Raw genomic sequence first — 16845 nt, forward strand, 5'->3', positions numbered from 1 at the left:
GCTTCCTACCGCTACTTTTCGTATGGATGTTCCATTAACCCCAACCTAAACAAGCCTTCAATCCACCAAAAACTGATTCAACGTCTATTTTACGTCGACCGTAAATTGAACCAGATTTTATTGATTCCATAAATAATTTACTAACAGAGAAGGATTTAGCACCGACTAGTTCAACTGAGAAGGGAAATTATTTTCTTAATTATGAAAGCAAATAATAAAAAGGACACTATTCCATTATTTGCAAACCGTTAAACGTAACCTAGAAAATCTTGGATTTAACGTAACTTGGGCGTTGAGCGATAGATAAATTTCCAATAAGCAGTTTAAGAGGGTCTATAAGTAATTAAATAACCCCTTAAAAACATTGTTAAAATAGCACCCCTATATCTATAATGTATATATAGGGTGTTATTATTTTTCTTTCATTAACAAATAACGTCTATTTTTCAGAAAAATTGTTGGATCTTTGTACTAATTGAACTAATTTCTTGCTGAGATAAAGTGGCCACAACTTCGCCATCTGATCGTTTTGTTGGATCGATGGCACGAACATGTTGCAATAATGCTGTGCCGTGAATTTCTTCCTTGTCTACCCCGATAAATAACGGTGATTTAACATACTTTTCCAGGGTACGATATTTATCAGATGTACTTATTGGTACAACAAGGATCGTATTAAAATAGCGATTATAGTGATCGTTGCTCACAATTAAACACGGTCGCTTTTTCTTAGTTTCAGTGCCTTTAGCCGGATCTAAATTAATCCACAAAATAGCGCCTTGTTTTAATTTCATTAATCAAAGTCTTCACTTTCTACGTCTTTACCCCAATCAACTTCTGTTGTACTGAGATTTCCAAACTTTTTTTCTTGTTCATCAACAAGTTGCCATAGATCCGGTTTACTACGAACAATCATTACTTTACCATTTGGTTCAATCTGCCATTCAATTGTGTCAGTAGACCGAACTTTTAACAGTTCACGTACTGTTTTAGGAATTGTAATCTGATTTTTACTTGTGATCTTCGAGCTAACCTTAGTTACATTGCCTGCACTCACAATATCATCTCCTTACTTTTTCCTTACAAAAATAATAACATAACTGCTTTAATATTTCAAGAAAAGGAGAAAAGACTATGCAACAAGTTGTCTTACCAATCAAAGATTCAAATGTTCTCAAAGAGGTTCAAGATTCGTTACTCAATAATTTCAAAGCTGGCCAGCGTAACTATACAATCTAAAAAATGTAGCGTAGCGACGTTCTTATTTGATTCTATTAAAAGGATGTGACGAATCTAAAATTTGCTGAATGGTCTTTAAAGCAAGAATAAAAGGGAGTAGAAGATTATGTATAGTCCATAAAGTGAAGAATACTTAAAAGATGTGCTAATTCGTTTTGCGTATCATTCGACAGGAATTGAGGGAAATACACTAACCTTAAATGATACTAGATTAATTTTAGCGTATGGCCAACTTCCAAGTGAAAAAGGGCATTCTTTAAAAGAGGTTTTTGAGGTAGAAAATCACCGACAAGCTTTTGACTATCTTTTTAAAGAAGCAACAGACAAAAGACCCTTTTTGCCGTTAATAGTGCGTAATTTTCACAGATTATTAACCGATCACATACTACCAGACGGCGGACAGTATAAGAGTCTGCCGAACTATATTCAGGGTGCGGAGTTTAAAACGGCAGAACCCTTTGAGGTATCTAACAAAATACAAGCCTGGTGTGATCAACTTAATCAAGCATTTCAAACTGATAAAAGCCTTGATGATACTTTGACTACTTTAATGGAAAAACATATTGAATTTGAAAGAATACACCCATTTAGTGACGGTAATGGTAGAACAGGAAGGATGTTGATTGATTATGGCTTGGTTCTAAAAAAAGAACCGATATTGGTTATTGAAAGAAAAAATCGTGATGAATATATCCAATATGAAGTTAACGAAGATGTACCAGGACTAGTTGAATATGCAAAAAACAAATTAACTAATGAACGAGAACGTATGCTAAATTTTTATCAAACGTCCGAGAGGATAAAAGCATTTCAAAAGAAAGAGTTCAATTTACTTCAAAAGACCACGAAGCCGTTTCTAAAGAACAACGAATAAAGAAATTAAATGATACCCAATTGAATGAAGAGTATACTAAGCTGAATCAGGCAAATACTAAGCAACAAAAAGAAATAGATTTAATTAGAAAAGAAATCAGTAATAGAACTCAAAATCAACTTAAAGAGTTTGCTAAAAAGAATCCAGAAATAGGCTTACAAAAAAACAAAGAGAACAAAAAATACAGCCCTAGTTTGTAGGATTGTCTTTTTTGAACTTATCAGGCTTTTTGTTTTTCACATAGTCAGAAAAAATTTTCAAAAATTGTTCTGTTTCATCAGTATTAAGATTGTCGATTTCAAAGTATTTATCTAAGAGTGCTCCTTTTTGAATTAATAATCTAGTTCGTTCTTTTCTTTTTTTAGCATTTTCATAATATTCTGATTGGCGAAGTTTGAAATTCTCTTGTTCTATTTTTTTCTTTAAACGTGCTTGCTGGTTGACCAACTTTTCATATTGATTAGTCATTTGAAACACCACCAATTTAGGCTTGATTATTTTTTAGAAAGTTAGAAACTTTTTGAGCGAGGGCTTTTATTTCAGCATTAGATAAATTAGCATAGTCTAAATTAGCTTGCTTAATAATTTGCTTACCTAAGTTCTGTTCAATCTTAACTTTTTCAGCCTTTATTTTTCGGTTAAGTTCTTCAAATTGTTGTTGTTGTTTTTGAAATTTGGTTAATGACATAACAGTTTCCTCCTAAATCGCTTAGTAAAGTCACTTAAATATTATCACTAAAAATAATTAATGACAACTGGTTAGTTGAATACCCACTAAAAAAATAGTAAAATAATAATAGATATTAAGGAATCATTGTTCGAGTTAAACGAGGTCAATGCGAGGTCAATGCGCACTTACACGTCATCAAAAATGACGTTGTGCTAAACCCATTAAAACCTGTATTAGAAGTCGCCGATGGCGACAACAAAGTTAAACCCATAGAACCAAAGTGAGAAGGTGACTGATATGGCAATCTTTCATATGAGTTTTAGTAATATTAGTGCCGGTAAAGGACGAAGTGCCATTGCCAGTGCTGCTTATCGAAGTGGTGAAAAGCTATTTGATGATAAGGAAGGTCGCCACTATTTTTATGCCCGATCGATCATGCCAGAAAGCTTTATTTTGACGCCAAAAAATTCACCTGAATGGGCGAGTGATCGAGAGCAGTTGTGGAATGAAGTTGAAAAGAAAGACCGTAAATCAAACTCACGGTATGCAAAAGAGTTTAACGTGGCTTTACCAATTGAGTTAAGTGTAGATGAACAAAAAACATTATTAACTAAATACGTGCAAGAAAACTTTGTTGATCAAGGCATGGTAGCCGATGTAGCGATTCATCGTGATCACCCAGATAATCCACACGCACACGTGATGTTAACCAATCGCCCATTTAACCCCGATGGTACTTGGGGACAGAAAACAAAAACAGAATACATTTTAGATAGTCATGGTAATAAAACTAAGACCCCTGCAGGGAATGTGAGAAACCGAAAAATTTGGTTGGTTGATTGGGATAAAAAAGAAAAAATAACTGAATGGCGGCACAATTGGGCGGCAAGTGTAAATCAGGCTTTAGAGCAAAAAAACATTCCTGATCGGATCAGTGAAAAATCATTTGTGGAACAGGGAATAGCTGACACACCAATGCAACACGAGGGAATCAATAGCAAACGGCATGAAAGAAAGGCATTTAATCAACAAGTTAAGAACTATCGTAAGTCCAAAGCTAGCTATAAAAATATGCAGGAAAAAGTAGCTAATCGAGGTCACTTAGATAGCCTAAGTAAACACTTCTCGTTTAACGAGAAAAAAGTGGTCAAAGAGTTAAGCCACGAACTGAAAACTTATATTAGTTTGGAAAGTTTAGATGATAAGCGGCGCATGCTATTTAATTGGAAAAACAGTACCTTAATTAAGCACGCTGTTGGTGAAGATGTCACTAAGCAATTATTGACAATTAACCAACAAGAAAGTTCACTAAAAAAAGCAGATGAGCTCTTAAATAAAGTAGTTGATCGCACGACTAAAAAACTTTATCCAGAGCTTGATTTTGAACAGACAACCGCGGCTGAACGACGGGAATTGATTAAAGAAACTAATAGTGAACAAACGATTTTCAAAGGCAGTGAATTAAACGAACGTTTAATGAATATTCGTGATGATTTATTGACCCGACAATTATTGACCTTTACCAAACGGCCATACGTTGGCTGGAAGTTATTAATGCAACAAGAAAAGGAAGTCAAAATCGAGCTTAAATATACGCTGATGATTCATGATGATAGCTTAGAAAGTCTAGAACACGTTGATCAAGCTCTACTAGAAAAGTATTCACCAACCGAGCAGCAAAAGATTACTCGCGCAGTCAAAGATTTGCGAACAATCATGGCTGTTAAGCAAGTTATTCAAACCCAATACCAGGAAGTTTTAAGAAGAGCCTTTCCTAACGGCAATTTTAATGAATTACCAATGATTAAACAGGAACAAGCCTATACAGCCGTGATGTACTATGATCCTGTTTTAAAGCCATGTCAGGCTGAAACAATTGAACAGTGGCAAGCAAATCCACCACAGGTGTTCAGTCCCCAAGAACATCAACAAGGACTAGCTTATTTATCGGGACAGCTGAGCTTAGATCAGTTAGAGAATCATCACCTACAACGGGTTTTAAAGCATGATGGTACTAAACAACTCTTTTTTGGCGAATGCAAAGCTGATCCGACGATTAAGAACAGTCAAATCGAGAAAATCCAAAAGCAGTTAAAAGAGCAACAAGCCAAGGACGACCAGTACAGAAAAGCAAATATGGGGCATTATCAACCGCTAAATTACAAGCCAGTTAGTCCAGACTATTACTTAAAGACGGCCTTTAGTGACGCGATCATGACTGTTCTATATGCTCGTGATGAAGATTACGAACGACAAAAACAGGCACGCGGCTTAAAAGAGACTGAGTGGGAAATGACGAAAAAGCAACGGCAACACCAAACTCGAAACCGGCATGAAGATGGGGGTATGCACTTGTAATTTAAATGTAAAACGGCGAATTGACAAACCGTTGCACTTAGTTTGACAATTCGCCCTTTAAACTATTCAAAATAACTGCTACAATTTGTGACATGGAGACCGTTCTTCTTTCCTAATTGTTTGTAGTGACTCAATTAGAAGATTAACGGTCTTCTTTTAATTTGTTAAGGCCGAACGTCCTACCGAGTAAAATTTTACACTAACACTGGAGTTATCGAACTCTCTTAACTTATTTAATGCAGATACACTGCACAATAACAAGAAAAATATTGGCAGCATAAATCTACCATCTTAATAGTCCTGAATTAGTAGCTGATGGGTTGTGAATGTTAATGTAAAGGTCAAGATTACTTCTGAATTATCGGCATGCAGGAGCTGTTAGTGCCTGTAAATCACCTTATGAGGCAGCGTGATGGTTGACGTAAAAGCCCCCGGATGACTAACAGTGATTTCGCTAGTCATCCGGGGGATTAAGGATAATTTAATTAGTAGTCATTATTCAGTTAATAATAGCTGGTCGGCATCGTTAATTTCGATGACCTTGCCAGGCTTTTGCGTAATTAGGCCTTGACGCTCGAATAAGGCGAGCTTACGGCTGATGCTTTCAGGGGTGGTGCCGAGGAACGTCGCCAGGTCCTTTTTCTTTAATGGTAGTTTAAACGTGTCGGTTTTGAGCGCTGCCGCTGTTTCAGTGATATAGTTCGCTAAACGGGCTTCGACGGATTCAGTGGCCGTGCTGGTTGTTTGACGTTCCAGTTGACTGAGACGTTTGCCAAAGACGTTTAAGACGTTGATGCTGATACTGGGATATTTTTGCATCAAGTCTTGAAAGTCTGAACGGCGAATACTGCAAACATCCGTCGTTACTAAGGCTTCACCGAATGAGGTTCGCCGTTGATTTTTAAATAAGGCAGCTTCGCCATCGATATCACCAGTTTGTAATAGGTATAGTAACTGCTCGCGACCATTGGCAGCTAGCTGATAGACTTTAACCTGCCCATTGGCAACAATCATCAGTGAATCCAGTGGATCGTCAGCACCAAATAAAGTGCTGCCGGCTGGATAGTGGTGGTGACGAACGATCGATTCGATGGTGTCTAATTGTTCACTACCGAGTTCGCTAAAAATTGGGACTAACTGCACACATTCATGTTCTGCCATAAGGCCCACCTCCTGAATAAATTCACCCTAACTATAACAGATTTTGCTTGGTAGATAGGGTTTGACGTTTTAAATTTCCTACTGTTTTAATAACTATATTGTAGCGTAAAACTTTTTTGAATTTCTTGACGGCCGTCAAGTTCTGATCAATCAAATCCGGTTATGATGGAACCATCAAATGAACGACACGGAGGTAATTGATTATGAAAATTATTATGCAATTAGGAACGTTGACTTGCCCATCATGCATGACCAAGATCGAAAAGGCCGTTGCTAACCATGACGGCGTTGAGAATGTTAAGGTGCTATTCAATGCCAGCAAGGTCAAGGCTAACTTTGATCCTGAAGTGACGAATGCCGATGATTTGGCACAAGTTGTTACCGGACTTGGTTACGAAGTTGAAAACGTCAAGGTTAAGTAGGAGGAATAAACGATGAGTGAACTGACGATCGACGAACAATACGCAGCGGAATTAAAACAGAGTGACATTGATCACCATGTCCCAACAGCGGGCGCAATGACGAATCACATTTTATCTAACTTAATGGTTGCTTATGTTAAGTTGACCCAAGTGAAGTGGTACGTTAAAGGACCACAATCATTGGCATTGCGGACAGCATATCAACGTTTGTTAGATCAGAATGTCCGTCAGTTTGCTGAATTAGGCGAATTACTCCTAGATGAAAACCAGAAGCCATCTTCCACAACGGCTGAATTAACCAAGTATTCCATGTTGGAAGAAAATGGGGCTTTCAAGTATCAATCTGCTGATGAACTCGTGGCTGCAACAATCAAGGATTTTGATACGGAAAACCTATTCGTTGACCGGGCTATCAAGCTTGCTGAAAAAGAAACCCGGCCGGCACTGGCGGCTTGGTTAGTTGCTTATCGTGGCAGTAACAATTGCAATATTCGGGAATTACAAGCTTATCTTGGTAACGATGCTCGAACTGGTTTGGAGGAAGAAGATGAGGATGACAACGATTAGGTCGTTGTCGCTGAAAAATTAAACGCTCTGGATAGCGACTGTGTGGGCAAACTATCCAGGGCGTTTTTGCTATTACAACGGGCCTGCGCTATACTAACGACAATTAAATTAATGGGAGAGCCCCGAGATGGCGATTAGCGATATTGTGATGTGGACATTTGTCTTTATTATTGCGACTGGGTTCGTAACGGTGGTTTCAACGGCGGTGCTGTTGAAACGAGCAAAACGAGCGCCCAAGGATGCTGAGCAGTCCCACAGTGATGACGACGATGATTGGAACCATGATGACTGGAAAAAGGGCGATTGGAAAGATTGACTCGATAAGTTGCCTGACAGATACGATGTTTAACTGCGTCAACTGGTACTAAAAAGACGGTATAACCAAAACTCCACAAGATTCCAGTACACCTAACAGAATTCACAAAAAGATGATTGCAAATAGAAAGTAGGCAACTTCAATGGGAACTGATTATATAAGGTCTTTGAGAAAAAGTGTTGGACACCAACCGATTATTTTAGCATTTTCGGGTGGTATATTAGAAAATGATAAACATGAGATTCTCTTACAAAGACGAACAGATTTTGATGCATGGGGTCTCCCAGGTGGTGCAATTGAATTTGGCGAGACAGCCCCAGAAGCATGTAAAAGAGAATACCTAGAGGAAACTGGTCTCTCTGTTGAAGTCAATTCTTTACTTGGAGTCACTACTAATCACATCCAAGAATATCCAAATGGTGATGTTGCACAGGCCGTTGTTATCGAATTTGTTGTGCGGTTAATTGGTGGGCATGAGAATGTGACTAGCCCTGAGACAAGCAAGTTGCAATATTTTGCTCAAGGGGATTTACCAGAAATCTTTAATAAACAACATTATCGAAGCATTCAGCGATATTTTGACAAAAAATTTCCGTATTATGATTAGGAAGATTTAAATGAATTTTTTTCATGATATTGTTTCCCAGAAAAGTTTAATCTGTGACTTTGATAGTTACTCTGAGCAGTTATGGCTTCTTTCGCCGGGTTTAATGGTGGCTTGGAAAGCGTAGATATTTTTGATTTTCTGCACAGAATACTCCGGCTAAGAAAATGTTTATAAGAGATCAGAATCATTCATTTTATAGGACAGGCCTGCAAATATAGTGTGAACACATTTGTAGATTTGTGAGAATTCACGAGACGAATGATTGATAAATCTGGAGCAAAAAATTGTTTTCTTCGGAATAAAATAAACCCCCTGAGTTTGGATTTACTCCAGATCAGGGGGTTCGCTTTACCGCGAGATTGACGACACCGTCTTTTTTGCGTTATTTGGTTTTTAGCAGTAGATCCAAGGAGTGTTCAAGATTCTGAACATCAGCCGTGGTCATCGCATCTACACAATTATTAATATTACGGGCGATGACGAGTTTCATGGCCTTGTCGATACTTGATTTCACTGCTGAAAGTTGAACCAAGACATCTTCGCAAGGACGATTTTCGTCCATCATACGTAAAACGCCGTCCAGTTGACCAGCCGAGCGTTTCAGCCGGGTCTTGATCTGCTTGCTAGTGACATATTCTTCAGTAGTTGCCATGATTCATGATGCCCCCTTCGTAATTAGGCAAGTGCTTTTTTGAGTTCGGCTTCAAAATCAGGCTTAGGACGTGCTCCGACCATGTGACTGACGACTTGGCCATCTTTCTTAATCAGGAAGGTTGGAATTCCTTGAACTTGGAATTGACTGGCCGTAGCTTGGTCATGGTCAATGTTCAATGAAACGAAGTTGACCTGATCCTTGTAAGCTGGGTCTTCAGAAAGGGACTTAAGAATTGGGTCCATCATGCGACATGGTGGGCACCAGTCTGCGCGAAAATCAATAACGGCGATACCAGTATCTGTTTCTTTGGCAAAATCTTGGTCATGTATTTCTTTAATCATTTTGAATGACTCCTTAGTAATTATTATTCATTAAACAATATACCCCCTGGGTATTTATAAGAAAGTTATTTGTCCAGATGTGACCAGTCCTAAAACGGCCCCCCGACTAGCTGGGAAGACTAGTTGGTGGGCCGCTATTGGTGGCTAGGCCTGTAACCAAGTTGGGGAGACTTGATTAAGCTGTGGCTGCTTGAATGGTTTTAGTTGGTTGGTGCTTGTCGAACCTGGTTTGGAAATTGATTAACCGCATAGCGTTGAAGATAACGGCTAAGATACTAGCTTCATGGACAAACATCCCACTGGCCATGTAGATATAACCGAAGATTAGCCCAATCAGTAGGAAGGCCACGGTGGCAATGGCGATGAAGATGTTTTCACGAGTGTTCGAGACAGTTTTCTTGGCGAGACCGTGGGCGTGTACTAATGCGGGGAAGCTTGATTGCATCAAGACGACATCGGATGTGTCGATGGCAACATCAGTCCCACTACCCATTGCGATTCCGATATCGGCGTTAGCGATTGAAGGACTGTCGTTGATTCCATCTCCAATAAAGGCGACCGTGTTACCGGCTGCTTTTAGTTTCTTAACGTATTCGACTTTTTCTTCTGGCAAGAGGTTGGCGTGAACTTCATCTAGGTTCAATTCGTTAGCAACGGCTTGAGCGGTGAGTTCATTGTCTCCAGTTAGCATAATGAGCTTTTTGATTCCTTGGGCTTTTAATGCGGCGAGGGAATCCTTCACGCCTGGACGAATCGTATCGGCAATACCGAAGATGAGTTGAACTTGTCCGTCGACTGCCATGATAACGGTTGATTGACCAACAGCTTGTAAATCATTGAGATCTTTGAGTTGGGTAGGATTTAGTTTGATATTATGAGCTGTCAACATCTTTTGATTACCAATGACAACTTCTTGCTTACCGACTTGTGCGCAGATTCCTTGGCCCTTAACGGTTTCAGTGTCATCTAGGACGGGAGCACCCCCGCTGACTGCTGGTCGGCATAACTGGCGATTGCTTGGCCTAACGGATGGTCGGAAACCCCCTCAATAGCGGCGGCGATAGCTAGTTGATTATCCGCATTGTTTGTGTAAGTGTGCATGGTTGTAACGGCAGTGTTACCTTCCGTTAAAGTACCGGTCTTATCGAAGACCAGGGTATCGACTTTGGCAAAAGTATCGACGACTTCACCACCCTTGATCAGGATACCGCGCTTGGCGCCATTCCCAATTCCGGCAACGTTTGACACTGGGGCGCCGATAACTAAGGCACCTGGGCAACCGAGAACTAGTACAGTGATTGCTAAGCGGAAGTCACGGGAGAAGGCGAAGACTAGGACTGCTAAAACGAGGACAGCAGGCGTATAATATTGAGCAAAGCGGTCGATGAACTTTTCAGCTTTGGACTTGGTATCTTGAGCTTCTTCAACCAATTCAATAATTTTTGCAAAAGTCGTGTCGTCGCCAACCTGAGTCGCTTTGATCTTCAGATAGCCATTTTCAACCATTGTTCCGGAGTAAACCGAGTCCTTGAGTTGCTTGTTGATTTGGCGTGCTTCACCCGTAATTGAGGCTTCGTTAAGGTAGCCGTTACCTTCAACAACAATCCCGTCAACGGGAACCTGACTCCCGGTTTTAACTAGGACAACGTCACCTTCGTCCACATCATCAACGTCGACCTCTTCGGTGCCATCATCAGTAACTAAAGTTGCGGTAGTTGGTGACATGTCAGTCAAGCCTTTGATTGCGGTCCGCGTCTTCTGCAAGGTCTTGTTTTCGAGATAGGAGCCAAACAAGAAGAGGAAAGTAACGATTGCGGATTCGTTGAATTCACCAATAATGAATGCCCCAATCACTGCGATACTAACTAACAGTTCAATACTGAAAACTTTGTTCCGAAGTGCGCTCCAAGCACGAACCGCAATCGGAATGACGGCAATAATTGAAGCAACTGCTAAAATGACTTGGTAACCGAGCGTAAATTGTAAGAGATATTTACTGAGCATCCCAAGAACAATCAGAATCCCCGTAACTAATGTAATTTGATTCGTATGTTTAGTGAGAAATAATTGGAATTTCATAATTTGCAACTCCTTATTTGATTTGATGACCCTAGTATAGTGAGTTCAGCTTGATGGCAACTTGATAGGCGTCAAGTTTTGCAAAATAACAGTATTAATTTCGGATGGGCTGATTATTGCTGACAGTGATTATGATTAAAACGTGCTATTTTTTAAATCCAAAAGCAGCCAGCTTAGGCCCGCTGGAAAAAGTCCGAGTTAGCGTAAAATTGCTTAGTTGGCGCGTCCTACACCGACTTCCAGGAATTTCTGCCAATTGCTGGAACGCGGTGGACACAGATTTAAGCCGAAGACCACGTCTTAAATACTGGTCTTCCACTAACCAAGCCAAGGACGCTTGCTAAGTGGAATTTCACCGCTGAGCATTGGCCGAAACGCCTTCCAGTCGGGACAGTGTTCGAATGGCGGACAAAGATGTACCTAACATTTGATGGCTTTGTCGTTGCTTTTCATAACCGGTAATTGTGTCAATCGACTGTCAGACTGAAATTGATATTGAGATAACTCACTAATTCTGAATCAGCGTAGTAAGATTTAATCTCCCGACAAAGTGCTAATGCACCTAACACTTTGTTTAAAGTTCCAGTATCAAAATAGTCAACGATAAATTGCGCTAAGTTCGGTGGTTGTTTATCAGCCATTCGAGCGGCTTACCGAAACGTGCTCGGTGCCACTGAAGCCTGCGTTAGCTCAAATCGACGTCGGCTTACGTTCCAGCAATTGGCACCCAGCCCAGGAAGTCGGCATAGGACGCACATCGGCTGACGAACAGTAAGCCAACTAAATAACACGTTTTAACCATGTTTCATGACAAGTTAACGGAAGAATAAATAGGATGATCGAGTTTGAGTAAACAAGAGGTATAGGAGGGAAAAACGTGGATTATCAAATAACGCAGGCCAATCAACCCTTGATGCCGGCATACTTTCAGGGGCGTTGGGCGGTCAAGCAAATTGCGGATCGAGACGTGATGTATAGCACTAATTTGGGTGCTGAAATCGATTTTCAAGTCACTGATGCTAGTTATGTGCGGTTGACATTCTTGCCGTTGGCGTATACTCCAGCTGAACGTGGTAGTAATGAACGCTTTAATCGGAATTTACGTTATTTTTATCCTAAAGGGACTCGTTTTGAGCACATTAGTGCTCAAGATTTAACGACGACGTTACTCCAAATTAACCAGCGACCGCTTAAAATACTCGACTGGCAAACACCGTATCAGGTTATGCTGACAAATTTGTCCAAAAATTCGGATTAAATTTGCAATCTACCTTTTAAAAATAAGAAGGAATCTAAAAAAGCGGTAACTACAAAGTTAAAAGGTTTGACTTTGTAGTTACCGCTTGAAAACAATTTTAATCCGTTTCAAAAACAACCGCTTGATAAGGATGCAAAATTAAATTAGTAGCATCTTGAACTAAGTTGGTTTGACTGTTAAGTAGAAGTGAGCCGGTAGGAAGGGAGACTTTTTGACTTTCGGCAGACAAATTAACGAAAACACTAATTATTTGTTCTCCCAGTTGGCGTTGATAGGCGATGACGTCATCAGGAACCGGGAGTTCAATTAATTTGCCATCGATTAAGGTTGACCGATAGTGCGGATTATGCCGTAATTTTCCCATTGCTCGATAGAAGTTCAGTACAGATGTAGGATCTAAATTTTCATCTGTTACGTTAATTTTTTGGCGATCATTTCCCATGCTTAACCAAGGCTGAGTCCTTGAGAAACCACCAAAGCTGGTATTATCCCATTGCATTGGTGTCCGAGCATTATCACGAGAACGATCATTTAAAAGCTCTAGTGCTTGTTGTGGCTGGAAGCCAGCTTTGAGAGCCATTTGATAATTGTTAATTGATGAAACATCATTAAACTCAGAAATTTTAGTTCGCTGAAAGTTCTTCATGCCAATTTCTTGACCTTGGTAGATGAATGGAACTCCTGGTAAGAAATAGTACATGGCCGCTAAAGCTTTGGCAGCTTGAGGAGTTTGTTCAGCTTTGTTGCGAATTAGTTTTGATAGAACGCGAGGTTGGTCATGGTTTTCTAAGACATTGGCCGTCCAGCCACCAGCTTGCTTAATTGATTTTTGGGCCGAAAAGATGGTGTCTTTCAACTCTTTAATCGACCAGTCAGCCTTACCACGATACCATTCGTCAACATTGGCAATATCAATATTAAGGTAACTGAAATCAAAAATCATCGAGAAATAGCCATCAGGACCAATGAATTGTGGTAAATCACCTGCCGGAACACCATAGGCTTCACCTACTGTAACGGCATTATATTTATCAAAAGTAGCTGCCTTTAATTCATCAAGGAACTTATTTAAACCAGGTCGGTTTTGCCCCTTTTTAGTTACAGCAACTAGACCATCATCACCGTCTGGTGGTAGACTAGCCCAATCAAGATCCTTTTTCAGGTGAGTAATCGCATCAATTCGGTAACCAGCAATTCCTTTATCGAGCCACCAATTTATCATTTGATAAATTGCGTGCCGTAATTTAGGATTTTCCCAATTTAGTTCCGGTTGTTGCGGAGCAAATGTATGAAAATAATAAGTTCCGGGCTCATTGGGGACCTCTGTCCAAGTAGAACCGCCAAAAATACTGCGCCAATTATTCGGAACTTTTCCATCGGTAGTTTTTTTGAAGATATAATATTTACGATAAGGACTGCTTGGATCGGCCAATGCTTGTTTGAACCAAGTATGTTGATCTGAGGTATGGTTGACAACTAAATCCATAATCAATTTGATTCCTCTTTTTTTGGCTTCGACCAACAGTTGGTCAAAGTCAGCCATAGTACCAAATTGCGGATCAATTGCTTGATAATCGGAAATATCGTATCCCATGTCGACCATCGGTGATTGGTAAACAGGAGAAAGCCAAATCATGGTAACTCCCAGTGATTTTAGATAATCTAAATGCTGAATGACTCCTTGTAGATCACCAATTCCGTCATTGTTTGTATCCTGAAATGAACGTGGATAAACTTGATAGACAATCTCACCTTTCCACCAACGAGTATTTGTCATCTAAATCAGCTCCCTTTTTCTCTATCTTATATTTTTTCTTTAATTAATGAAACTGAAAGACTACCAATTAACATTAAAATTCCTGAGATTAAAATCATTGCAGGAAATTTACTTCCAACTGCTGGAAAAATTGCAAACGAAGCGACTGAAGCAACAATTTGTGGTAAGCAAATTGAACCATTGAATAGACCAAGGTAAGTTCCCATATGTGAATAACCATCAAGTGCGTTGGTAACCATAATGAAAGGATAAGCCATCATGCCAGCCCATGAGATACCAATCAGGATAAATGAGAATAACAAGCCAAATTGTGAATGAATGAAGAAAACTGAAATAAAGCCGATTGCACCTAAAAATAATGATAAGGTGTAGCCAAGTTTATTTTTACCAGCCGGAATTTTTGATAAAACCAGTGACCAGATAACAGCAGCAACTGCATAAACGGCTGATAAGATTCCAAACCAATTAGCACCAGCTTGATAACCAGAACTGGTTGGATCAGCAGCATGATAGACTGTTGCCGCAACGTCGCCAGCACCATAAGTCCAAAGATACTGGAAAGCCATCCAGCAGAAAAATTGAGTTAAAGTAACACTCCAAAAAGTTTTTGGTGCTTCTTTTAATAACTGCAGCATACTTTTGCTTTTTTCGTTAGCGTTGTCTTCATTTAAAGCTACACCATGATATTTCTTGTAAGTATCATTATCATATTCATGGACTGAAAAAACTGAAATTAAAGAAAAAATAACCAGAATTACTGCTCCTACATAAAATGAAATTCGAACAGAATCAGGAACTTGACCTGCAGCTGCTGTATTAGCCACACCGATAGCTGTCAAAAGGTAAGGAAAAATTGTTGCTAAAACAGAACCGGTATTGGACAAAAAGCTTTGAATTGAATAAGCATATGATTTTTGCTTTTCGTTGACCATATCACCAACAACCATCTTAAATGGCTGCATAGCAACATTTGAACTCAAATCCATAAATAAAATAGCAATTGCGCCAAACCATAAGGCAGTTGAAGTTTTGAAGCCGAAACTGCCTGAATTTGGTAATAAAAACATTACAATAACTGAGACTAAAGCGCCAACTAGCAAGTAAGGCATTCGCCGTCCAAAGCGTTTACTCCATGTTCGATCAGATAAATAGCCAACGATTGGTTGGACAACCATTCCTGCTAATGGGGGTAAAATAAAGAAGAAGCCAAGCTTGGTTGGGTCTGCTCCAAGAGTTTGAAAAATTCTTCCCATTTGAGAACTTTGTAAAGAAAACGCCATTTGAACTCCGAGAAAACCAAAACTTAACATCCAAATGGTGGATAATGGCAAATTAGGCAAAGTAGTTTTATTTTTGTTTTCCATTGTAGACACTCCTAAAATAAATAGTTGAAATCGATTTCACAAATTAATTGTAGCACGCTAATTTTATTTCGAAAACGCTTAAAACTCTGTTAGCGCTAACAAGATTTTTCGGCTAACAGAGTATAGTAAAATAATTTTGGAGGTGAGGTTCATGATAACATTAGCTGATGTTGCCAAAGAATCACATGTTTCAACGATGACGGTCTCAAGAGTGTTGCATTATCCCGAACAGGTTTCAGATGAAGTCAGACAAGCTGTTCAGCAAGCTATTAGCAAGTTAGGTTATAAGCCTAGTCGAGTTGGACAAGCTTTATCACAGCAACGCCAATTTGCTATTCAATTTCTAATTTTAGAAGATATTCAACAAGTCGATCCATACTATGCCAAGCTATTGTTATATATTGCAGATTATTTGCGTGAACAAGGTTATACATTGGAGATTAGTCATGATTTGACTGATCATTCTAGTCAAGTTGATGGAACCTTTGTCAGCGGTGCAAGACAACAAGACTTGCCATTATTAACCAAGTCATCTGATCCGATCGTATCTTATGGTCAGCTTGATCAAACGATTAAATATGTTGATATTGATAATTTCCAAGGCACCTATCAAATGACACACTATTTAGCAAAGTGTGGGTATCAAAACTTGCTTTATTTTGGACTTGATTTGAACGAGGCTTTTGCGATTTCGCGTGAGGAAGGGTATTTGCAAGCCATGACGGAATTAAATAAAATGCCAACTATTTTTCGGATCGATAATACTGAACAGACAGCAGCCAACCTAATCGAGCAATTAATTATAACTGATAATAGTGCGATTGTTGCGGCCACTGATCGGATTGCAATTGGAGCTTTACAACAACTTTTACACTTGGGTATTAAAATTCCCGCTGACGTTGGAGTAACTGGCTTTGATGGCGTCTTTATTAATCAGATTTCATTACAACACTTAACCACGGTACAGCAACCGCTTAAAAAAATTGCCCAATCAATGGTTGAACTGCTGTTAGGAATGATTGAAAAACGCCCTGGAAAGTCAACTTTAATTCCCCCACAATTATCAATTGCACAAACAACTCGAGCATTAGAAGAGAAATGAATCTAATGCGGTCTTGACAAGTTGTTTTCAAAATCCCACTATTACAACTGTTAAC

At 39.4% G+C, this 16845-nt stretch carries 18 protein-coding genes and 4 pseudogenes; 11 read left to right on the top strand and 11 right to left on the bottom strand.

What is annotated here, in order from left to right:
* Positions 1 to 446 precede the first annotated feature (446 nt).
* Together AB3Y88_RS12110 and AB3Y88_RS12115 are read right to left on the bottom strand one after the other, a co-directional pair.
* Complete coding sequence (locus tag AB3Y88_RS12110; RefSeq protein WP_057869868.1) at positions 447 to 794, bottom strand: type II toxin-antitoxin system PemK/MazF family toxin; 348 nt, start codon at positions 792 to 794, stop codon at positions 447 to 449.
* Positions 794 to 1057 carry a type II toxin-antitoxin system PrlF family antitoxin gene (locus AB3Y88_RS12115; RefSeq protein WP_001748062.1) on the bottom strand — a complete coding sequence of 88 codons (264 nt, stop codon included), beginning with the start codon at positions 1055 to 1057 and terminating at the stop codon, positions 794 to 796. The genes AB3Y88_RS12110 and AB3Y88_RS12115 overlap by 1 nt, the downstream gene beginning before the upstream one ends.
* A 77-nt stretch (positions 1058 to 1134) precedes the next feature.
* Here AB3Y88_RS12115 and AB3Y88_RS12120 point away from each other — a divergent pair.
* From AB3Y88_RS12120 to AB3Y88_RS12130, 3 genes and pseudogenes are all read left to right on the top strand, one after another.
* Positions 1135 to 1236, top strand: a pseudogene (locus AB3Y88_RS12120) (site-specific integrase); the annotation flags it as partial.
* A 145-nt stretch (positions 1237 to 1381) separates the two neighbouring features.
* Positions 1382 to 2113: a Fic family protein gene (locus AB3Y88_RS12125; RefSeq protein WP_289980690.1), complete on the top strand. Its 732-nt coding sequence runs from the start codon at positions 1382 to 1384 to the stop codon at positions 2111 to 2113.
* Between the two features lie 20 nt (positions 2114 to 2133).
* Positions 2134 to 2313 (top strand): hypothetical protein, encoded by a 180-nt coding sequence (locus tag AB3Y88_RS12130; protein ID WP_057869869.1) that lies wholly within the window; start codon positions 2134 to 2136, stop codon positions 2311 to 2313.
* Here the strand turns inward: AB3Y88_RS12130 and AB3Y88_RS12135 are convergent.
* Positions 2303 to 2581 (bottom strand): hypothetical protein, encoded by a 279-nt coding sequence (locus AB3Y88_RS12135; protein ID WP_057869870.1) that lies wholly within the window; start codon positions 2579 to 2581, stop codon positions 2303 to 2305. The genes AB3Y88_RS12130 and AB3Y88_RS12135 overlap by 11 nt on opposite strands.
* Before the next feature lie 16 nt (positions 2582 to 2597).
* On the bottom strand, positions 2598 to 2801 hold the full coding sequence (locus AB3Y88_RS12140; RefSeq protein ID WP_057869871.1) for a hypothetical protein: 204 nt from the start codon (positions 2799 to 2801) through the stop codon (positions 2598 to 2600).
* Between the two features lie 279 nt (positions 2802 to 3080).
* Between AB3Y88_RS12140 and mobQ the strand changes: the two genes are divergently transcribed.
* Complete coding sequence (mobQ, locus tag AB3Y88_RS12145; protein WP_289980696.1) at positions 3081 to 5141, top strand: MobQ family relaxase; 2061 nt, start codon at positions 3081 to 3083, stop codon at positions 5139 to 5141.
* Between the two features lie 495 nt (positions 5142 to 5636).
* On the opposite strand, the gene AB3Y88_RS12150 is transcribed toward mobQ, so the two are convergent.
* Positions 5637 to 6302 carry a Crp/Fnr family transcriptional regulator gene (locus AB3Y88_RS12150; RefSeq protein WP_057869873.1) on the bottom strand — a complete coding sequence of 222 codons (666 nt, stop codon included), beginning with the start codon at positions 6300 to 6302 and terminating at the stop codon, positions 5637 to 5639.
* 200 nt (positions 6303 to 6502) lie between these two features.
* Here AB3Y88_RS12150 and AB3Y88_RS12155 point away from each other — a divergent pair, with 200 nt between their 5' ends.
* The 4 genes from AB3Y88_RS12155 (at position 6503) to AB3Y88_RS12170 (ending at position 8214) form a co-directional block, all read left to right on the top strand.
* Complete coding sequence (locus AB3Y88_RS12155) at positions 6503 to 6724, top strand: heavy-metal-associated domain-containing protein (RefSeq protein ID WP_024272221.1); 222 nt, start codon at positions 6503 to 6505, stop codon at positions 6722 to 6724.
* A gap of 12 nt (positions 6725 to 6736) precedes the next feature.
* Entirely contained in the window at positions 6737 to 7291 is a 555-nt protein-coding gene (locus AB3Y88_RS12160; RefSeq protein WP_057869874.1) for a DNA starvation/stationary phase protection protein, read from the top strand.
* Between the two features lie 127 nt (positions 7292 to 7418).
* Positions 7419 to 7607, top strand: a complete 189-nt coding sequence (locus AB3Y88_RS12165) for a hypothetical protein (RefSeq protein WP_265246882.1) — start codon at positions 7419 to 7421, stop codon at positions 7605 to 7607.
* A gap of 142 nt (positions 7608 to 7749) precedes the next feature.
* Positions 7750 to 8214, top strand: coding sequence for an NUDIX hydrolase (locus AB3Y88_RS12170; RefSeq protein ID WP_224289080.1), 465 nt, complete (start codon positions 7750 to 7752; stop codon positions 8212 to 8214).
* Positions 8215 to 8596: 382 nt separating this feature from the next.
* On the opposite strand, the gene AB3Y88_RS12175 is transcribed toward AB3Y88_RS12170, so the two are convergent.
* The 4 genes and pseudogenes from AB3Y88_RS12175 to AB3Y88_RS12190 form a co-directional block, all read right to left on the bottom strand.
* Entirely contained in the window at positions 8597 to 8866 is a 270-nt protein-coding gene (locus tag AB3Y88_RS12175; RefSeq protein WP_003643024.1) for a metal-sensitive transcriptional regulator, read from the bottom strand.
* Positions 8867 to 8889: 23 nt separating this feature from the next.
* Complete coding sequence (locus tag AB3Y88_RS12180) at positions 8890 to 9210, bottom strand: co-chaperone YbbN (RefSeq protein ID WP_003643543.1); 321 nt, start codon at positions 9208 to 9210, stop codon at positions 8890 to 8892.
* A 175-nt stretch (positions 9211 to 9385) separates the two neighbouring features.
* Positions 9386 to 11289, bottom strand: a pseudogene (locus AB3Y88_RS12185) (heavy metal translocating P-type ATPase).
* A gap of 467 nt (positions 11290 to 11756) precedes the next feature.
* Positions 11757 to 11930 (bottom strand): hypothetical protein, encoded by a 174-nt coding sequence (locus AB3Y88_RS12190; RefSeq protein WP_134813758.1) that lies wholly within the window; start codon positions 11928 to 11930, stop codon positions 11757 to 11759.
* Between the two features lie 236 nt (positions 11931 to 12166).
* Here AB3Y88_RS12190 and AB3Y88_RS12195 point away from each other — a divergent pair.
* Positions 12167 to 12346, top strand: a pseudogene (locus AB3Y88_RS12195) (endoglucanase); the annotation flags it as partial.
* Positions 12341 to 12547 (top strand): annotated as a pseudogene (locus AB3Y88_RS12200) (IS30 family transposase); the annotation flags it as partial. The pseudogenes AB3Y88_RS12195 and AB3Y88_RS12200, both read left to right, overlap by 6 nt.
* Positions 12548 to 12644: 97 nt before the next feature.
* Here the strand turns inward: AB3Y88_RS12200 and AB3Y88_RS12205 are convergent.
* Complete coding sequence (locus AB3Y88_RS12205) at positions 12645 to 14324, bottom strand: alpha-glucosidase (RefSeq protein ID WP_289980709.1); 1680 nt, start codon at positions 14322 to 14324, stop codon at positions 12645 to 12647.
* Positions 14325 to 14350: 26 nt separating this feature from the next.
* On the bottom strand, positions 14351 to 15688 hold the full coding sequence (locus AB3Y88_RS12210; protein WP_289980710.1) for an SLC45 family MFS transporter: 1338 nt from the start codon (positions 15686 to 15688) through the stop codon (positions 14351 to 14353).
* Positions 15689 to 15839: 151 nt separating this feature from the next.
* On the opposite strand from AB3Y88_RS12210, the gene AB3Y88_RS12215 reads away from it, so the two are divergent.
* On the top strand, positions 15840 to 16790 hold the full coding sequence (locus AB3Y88_RS12215) for a LacI family DNA-binding transcriptional regulator (protein ID WP_367293448.1): 951 nt from the start codon (positions 15840 to 15842) through the stop codon (positions 16788 to 16790).
* Positions 16791 to 16845: the final 55 nt, after the last annotated feature.

It is taken from the genome of Liquorilactobacillus satsumensis, from assembly GCF_964065465.1.
In the GTDB taxonomy this organism is placed as follows: Bacteria; Bacillota; Bacilli; order Lactobacillales; family Lactobacillaceae; genus Liquorilactobacillus; species Liquorilactobacillus satsumensis.

Coding starts and splice junctions, on each gene's coding strand:
- AB3Y88_RS12160 (WP_057869874.1), top strand. CDS start 6,737: ATGAGTGAACTGACGATCGACGAACAATACGCAGCGGAATTAAAACAG.
- mobQ (WP_289980696.1), top strand. CDS start 3,081: ATGGCAATCTTTCATATGAGTTTTAGTAATATTAGTGCCGGTAAAGGA.
- AB3Y88_RS12140 (WP_057869871.1), bottom strand. CDS start 2,801: ATGTCATTAACCAAATTTCAAAAACAACAACAACAATTTGAAGAACTT.
- AB3Y88_RS12180 (WP_003643543.1), bottom strand. CDS start 9,210: ATGATTAAAGAAATACATGACCAAGATTTTGCCAAAGAAACAGATACT.
- AB3Y88_RS12175 (WP_003643024.1), bottom strand. CDS start 8,866: ATGGCAACTACTGAAGAATATGTCACTAGCAAGCAGATCAAGACCCGG.
- AB3Y88_RS12170 (WP_224289080.1), top strand. CDS start 7,750: ATGGGAACTGATTATATAAGGTCTTTGAGAAAAAGTGTTGGACACCAA.
- AB3Y88_RS12150 (WP_057869873.1), bottom strand. CDS start 6,302: ATGGCAGAACATGAATGTGTGCAGTTAGTCCCAATTTTTAGCGAACTC.
- AB3Y88_RS12135 (WP_057869870.1), bottom strand. CDS start 2,581: ATGACTAATCAATATGAAAAGTTGGTCAACCAGCAAGCACGTTTAAAG.
- AB3Y88_RS12165 (WP_265246882.1), top strand. CDS start 7,419: ATGGCGATTAGCGATATTGTGATGTGGACATTTGTCTTTATTATTGCG.
- AB3Y88_RS12190 (WP_134813758.1), bottom strand. CDS start 11,930: ATGGCTGATAAACAACCACCGAACTTAGCGCAATTTATCGTTGACTAT.
- AB3Y88_RS12215 (WP_367293448.1), top strand. CDS start 15,840: ATGATAACATTAGCTGATGTTGCCAAAGAATCACATGTTTCAACGATG.
- AB3Y88_RS12110 (WP_057869868.1), bottom strand. CDS start 794: ATGAAATTAAAACAAGGCGCTATTTTGTGGATTAATTTAGATCCGGCT.
- AB3Y88_RS12205 (WP_289980709.1), bottom strand. CDS start 14,324: ATGACAAATACTCGTTGGTGGAAAGGTGAGATTGTCTATCAAGTTTAT.
- AB3Y88_RS12210 (WP_289980710.1), bottom strand. CDS start 15,688: ATGGAAAACAAAAATAAAACTACTTTGCCTAATTTGCCATTATCCACC.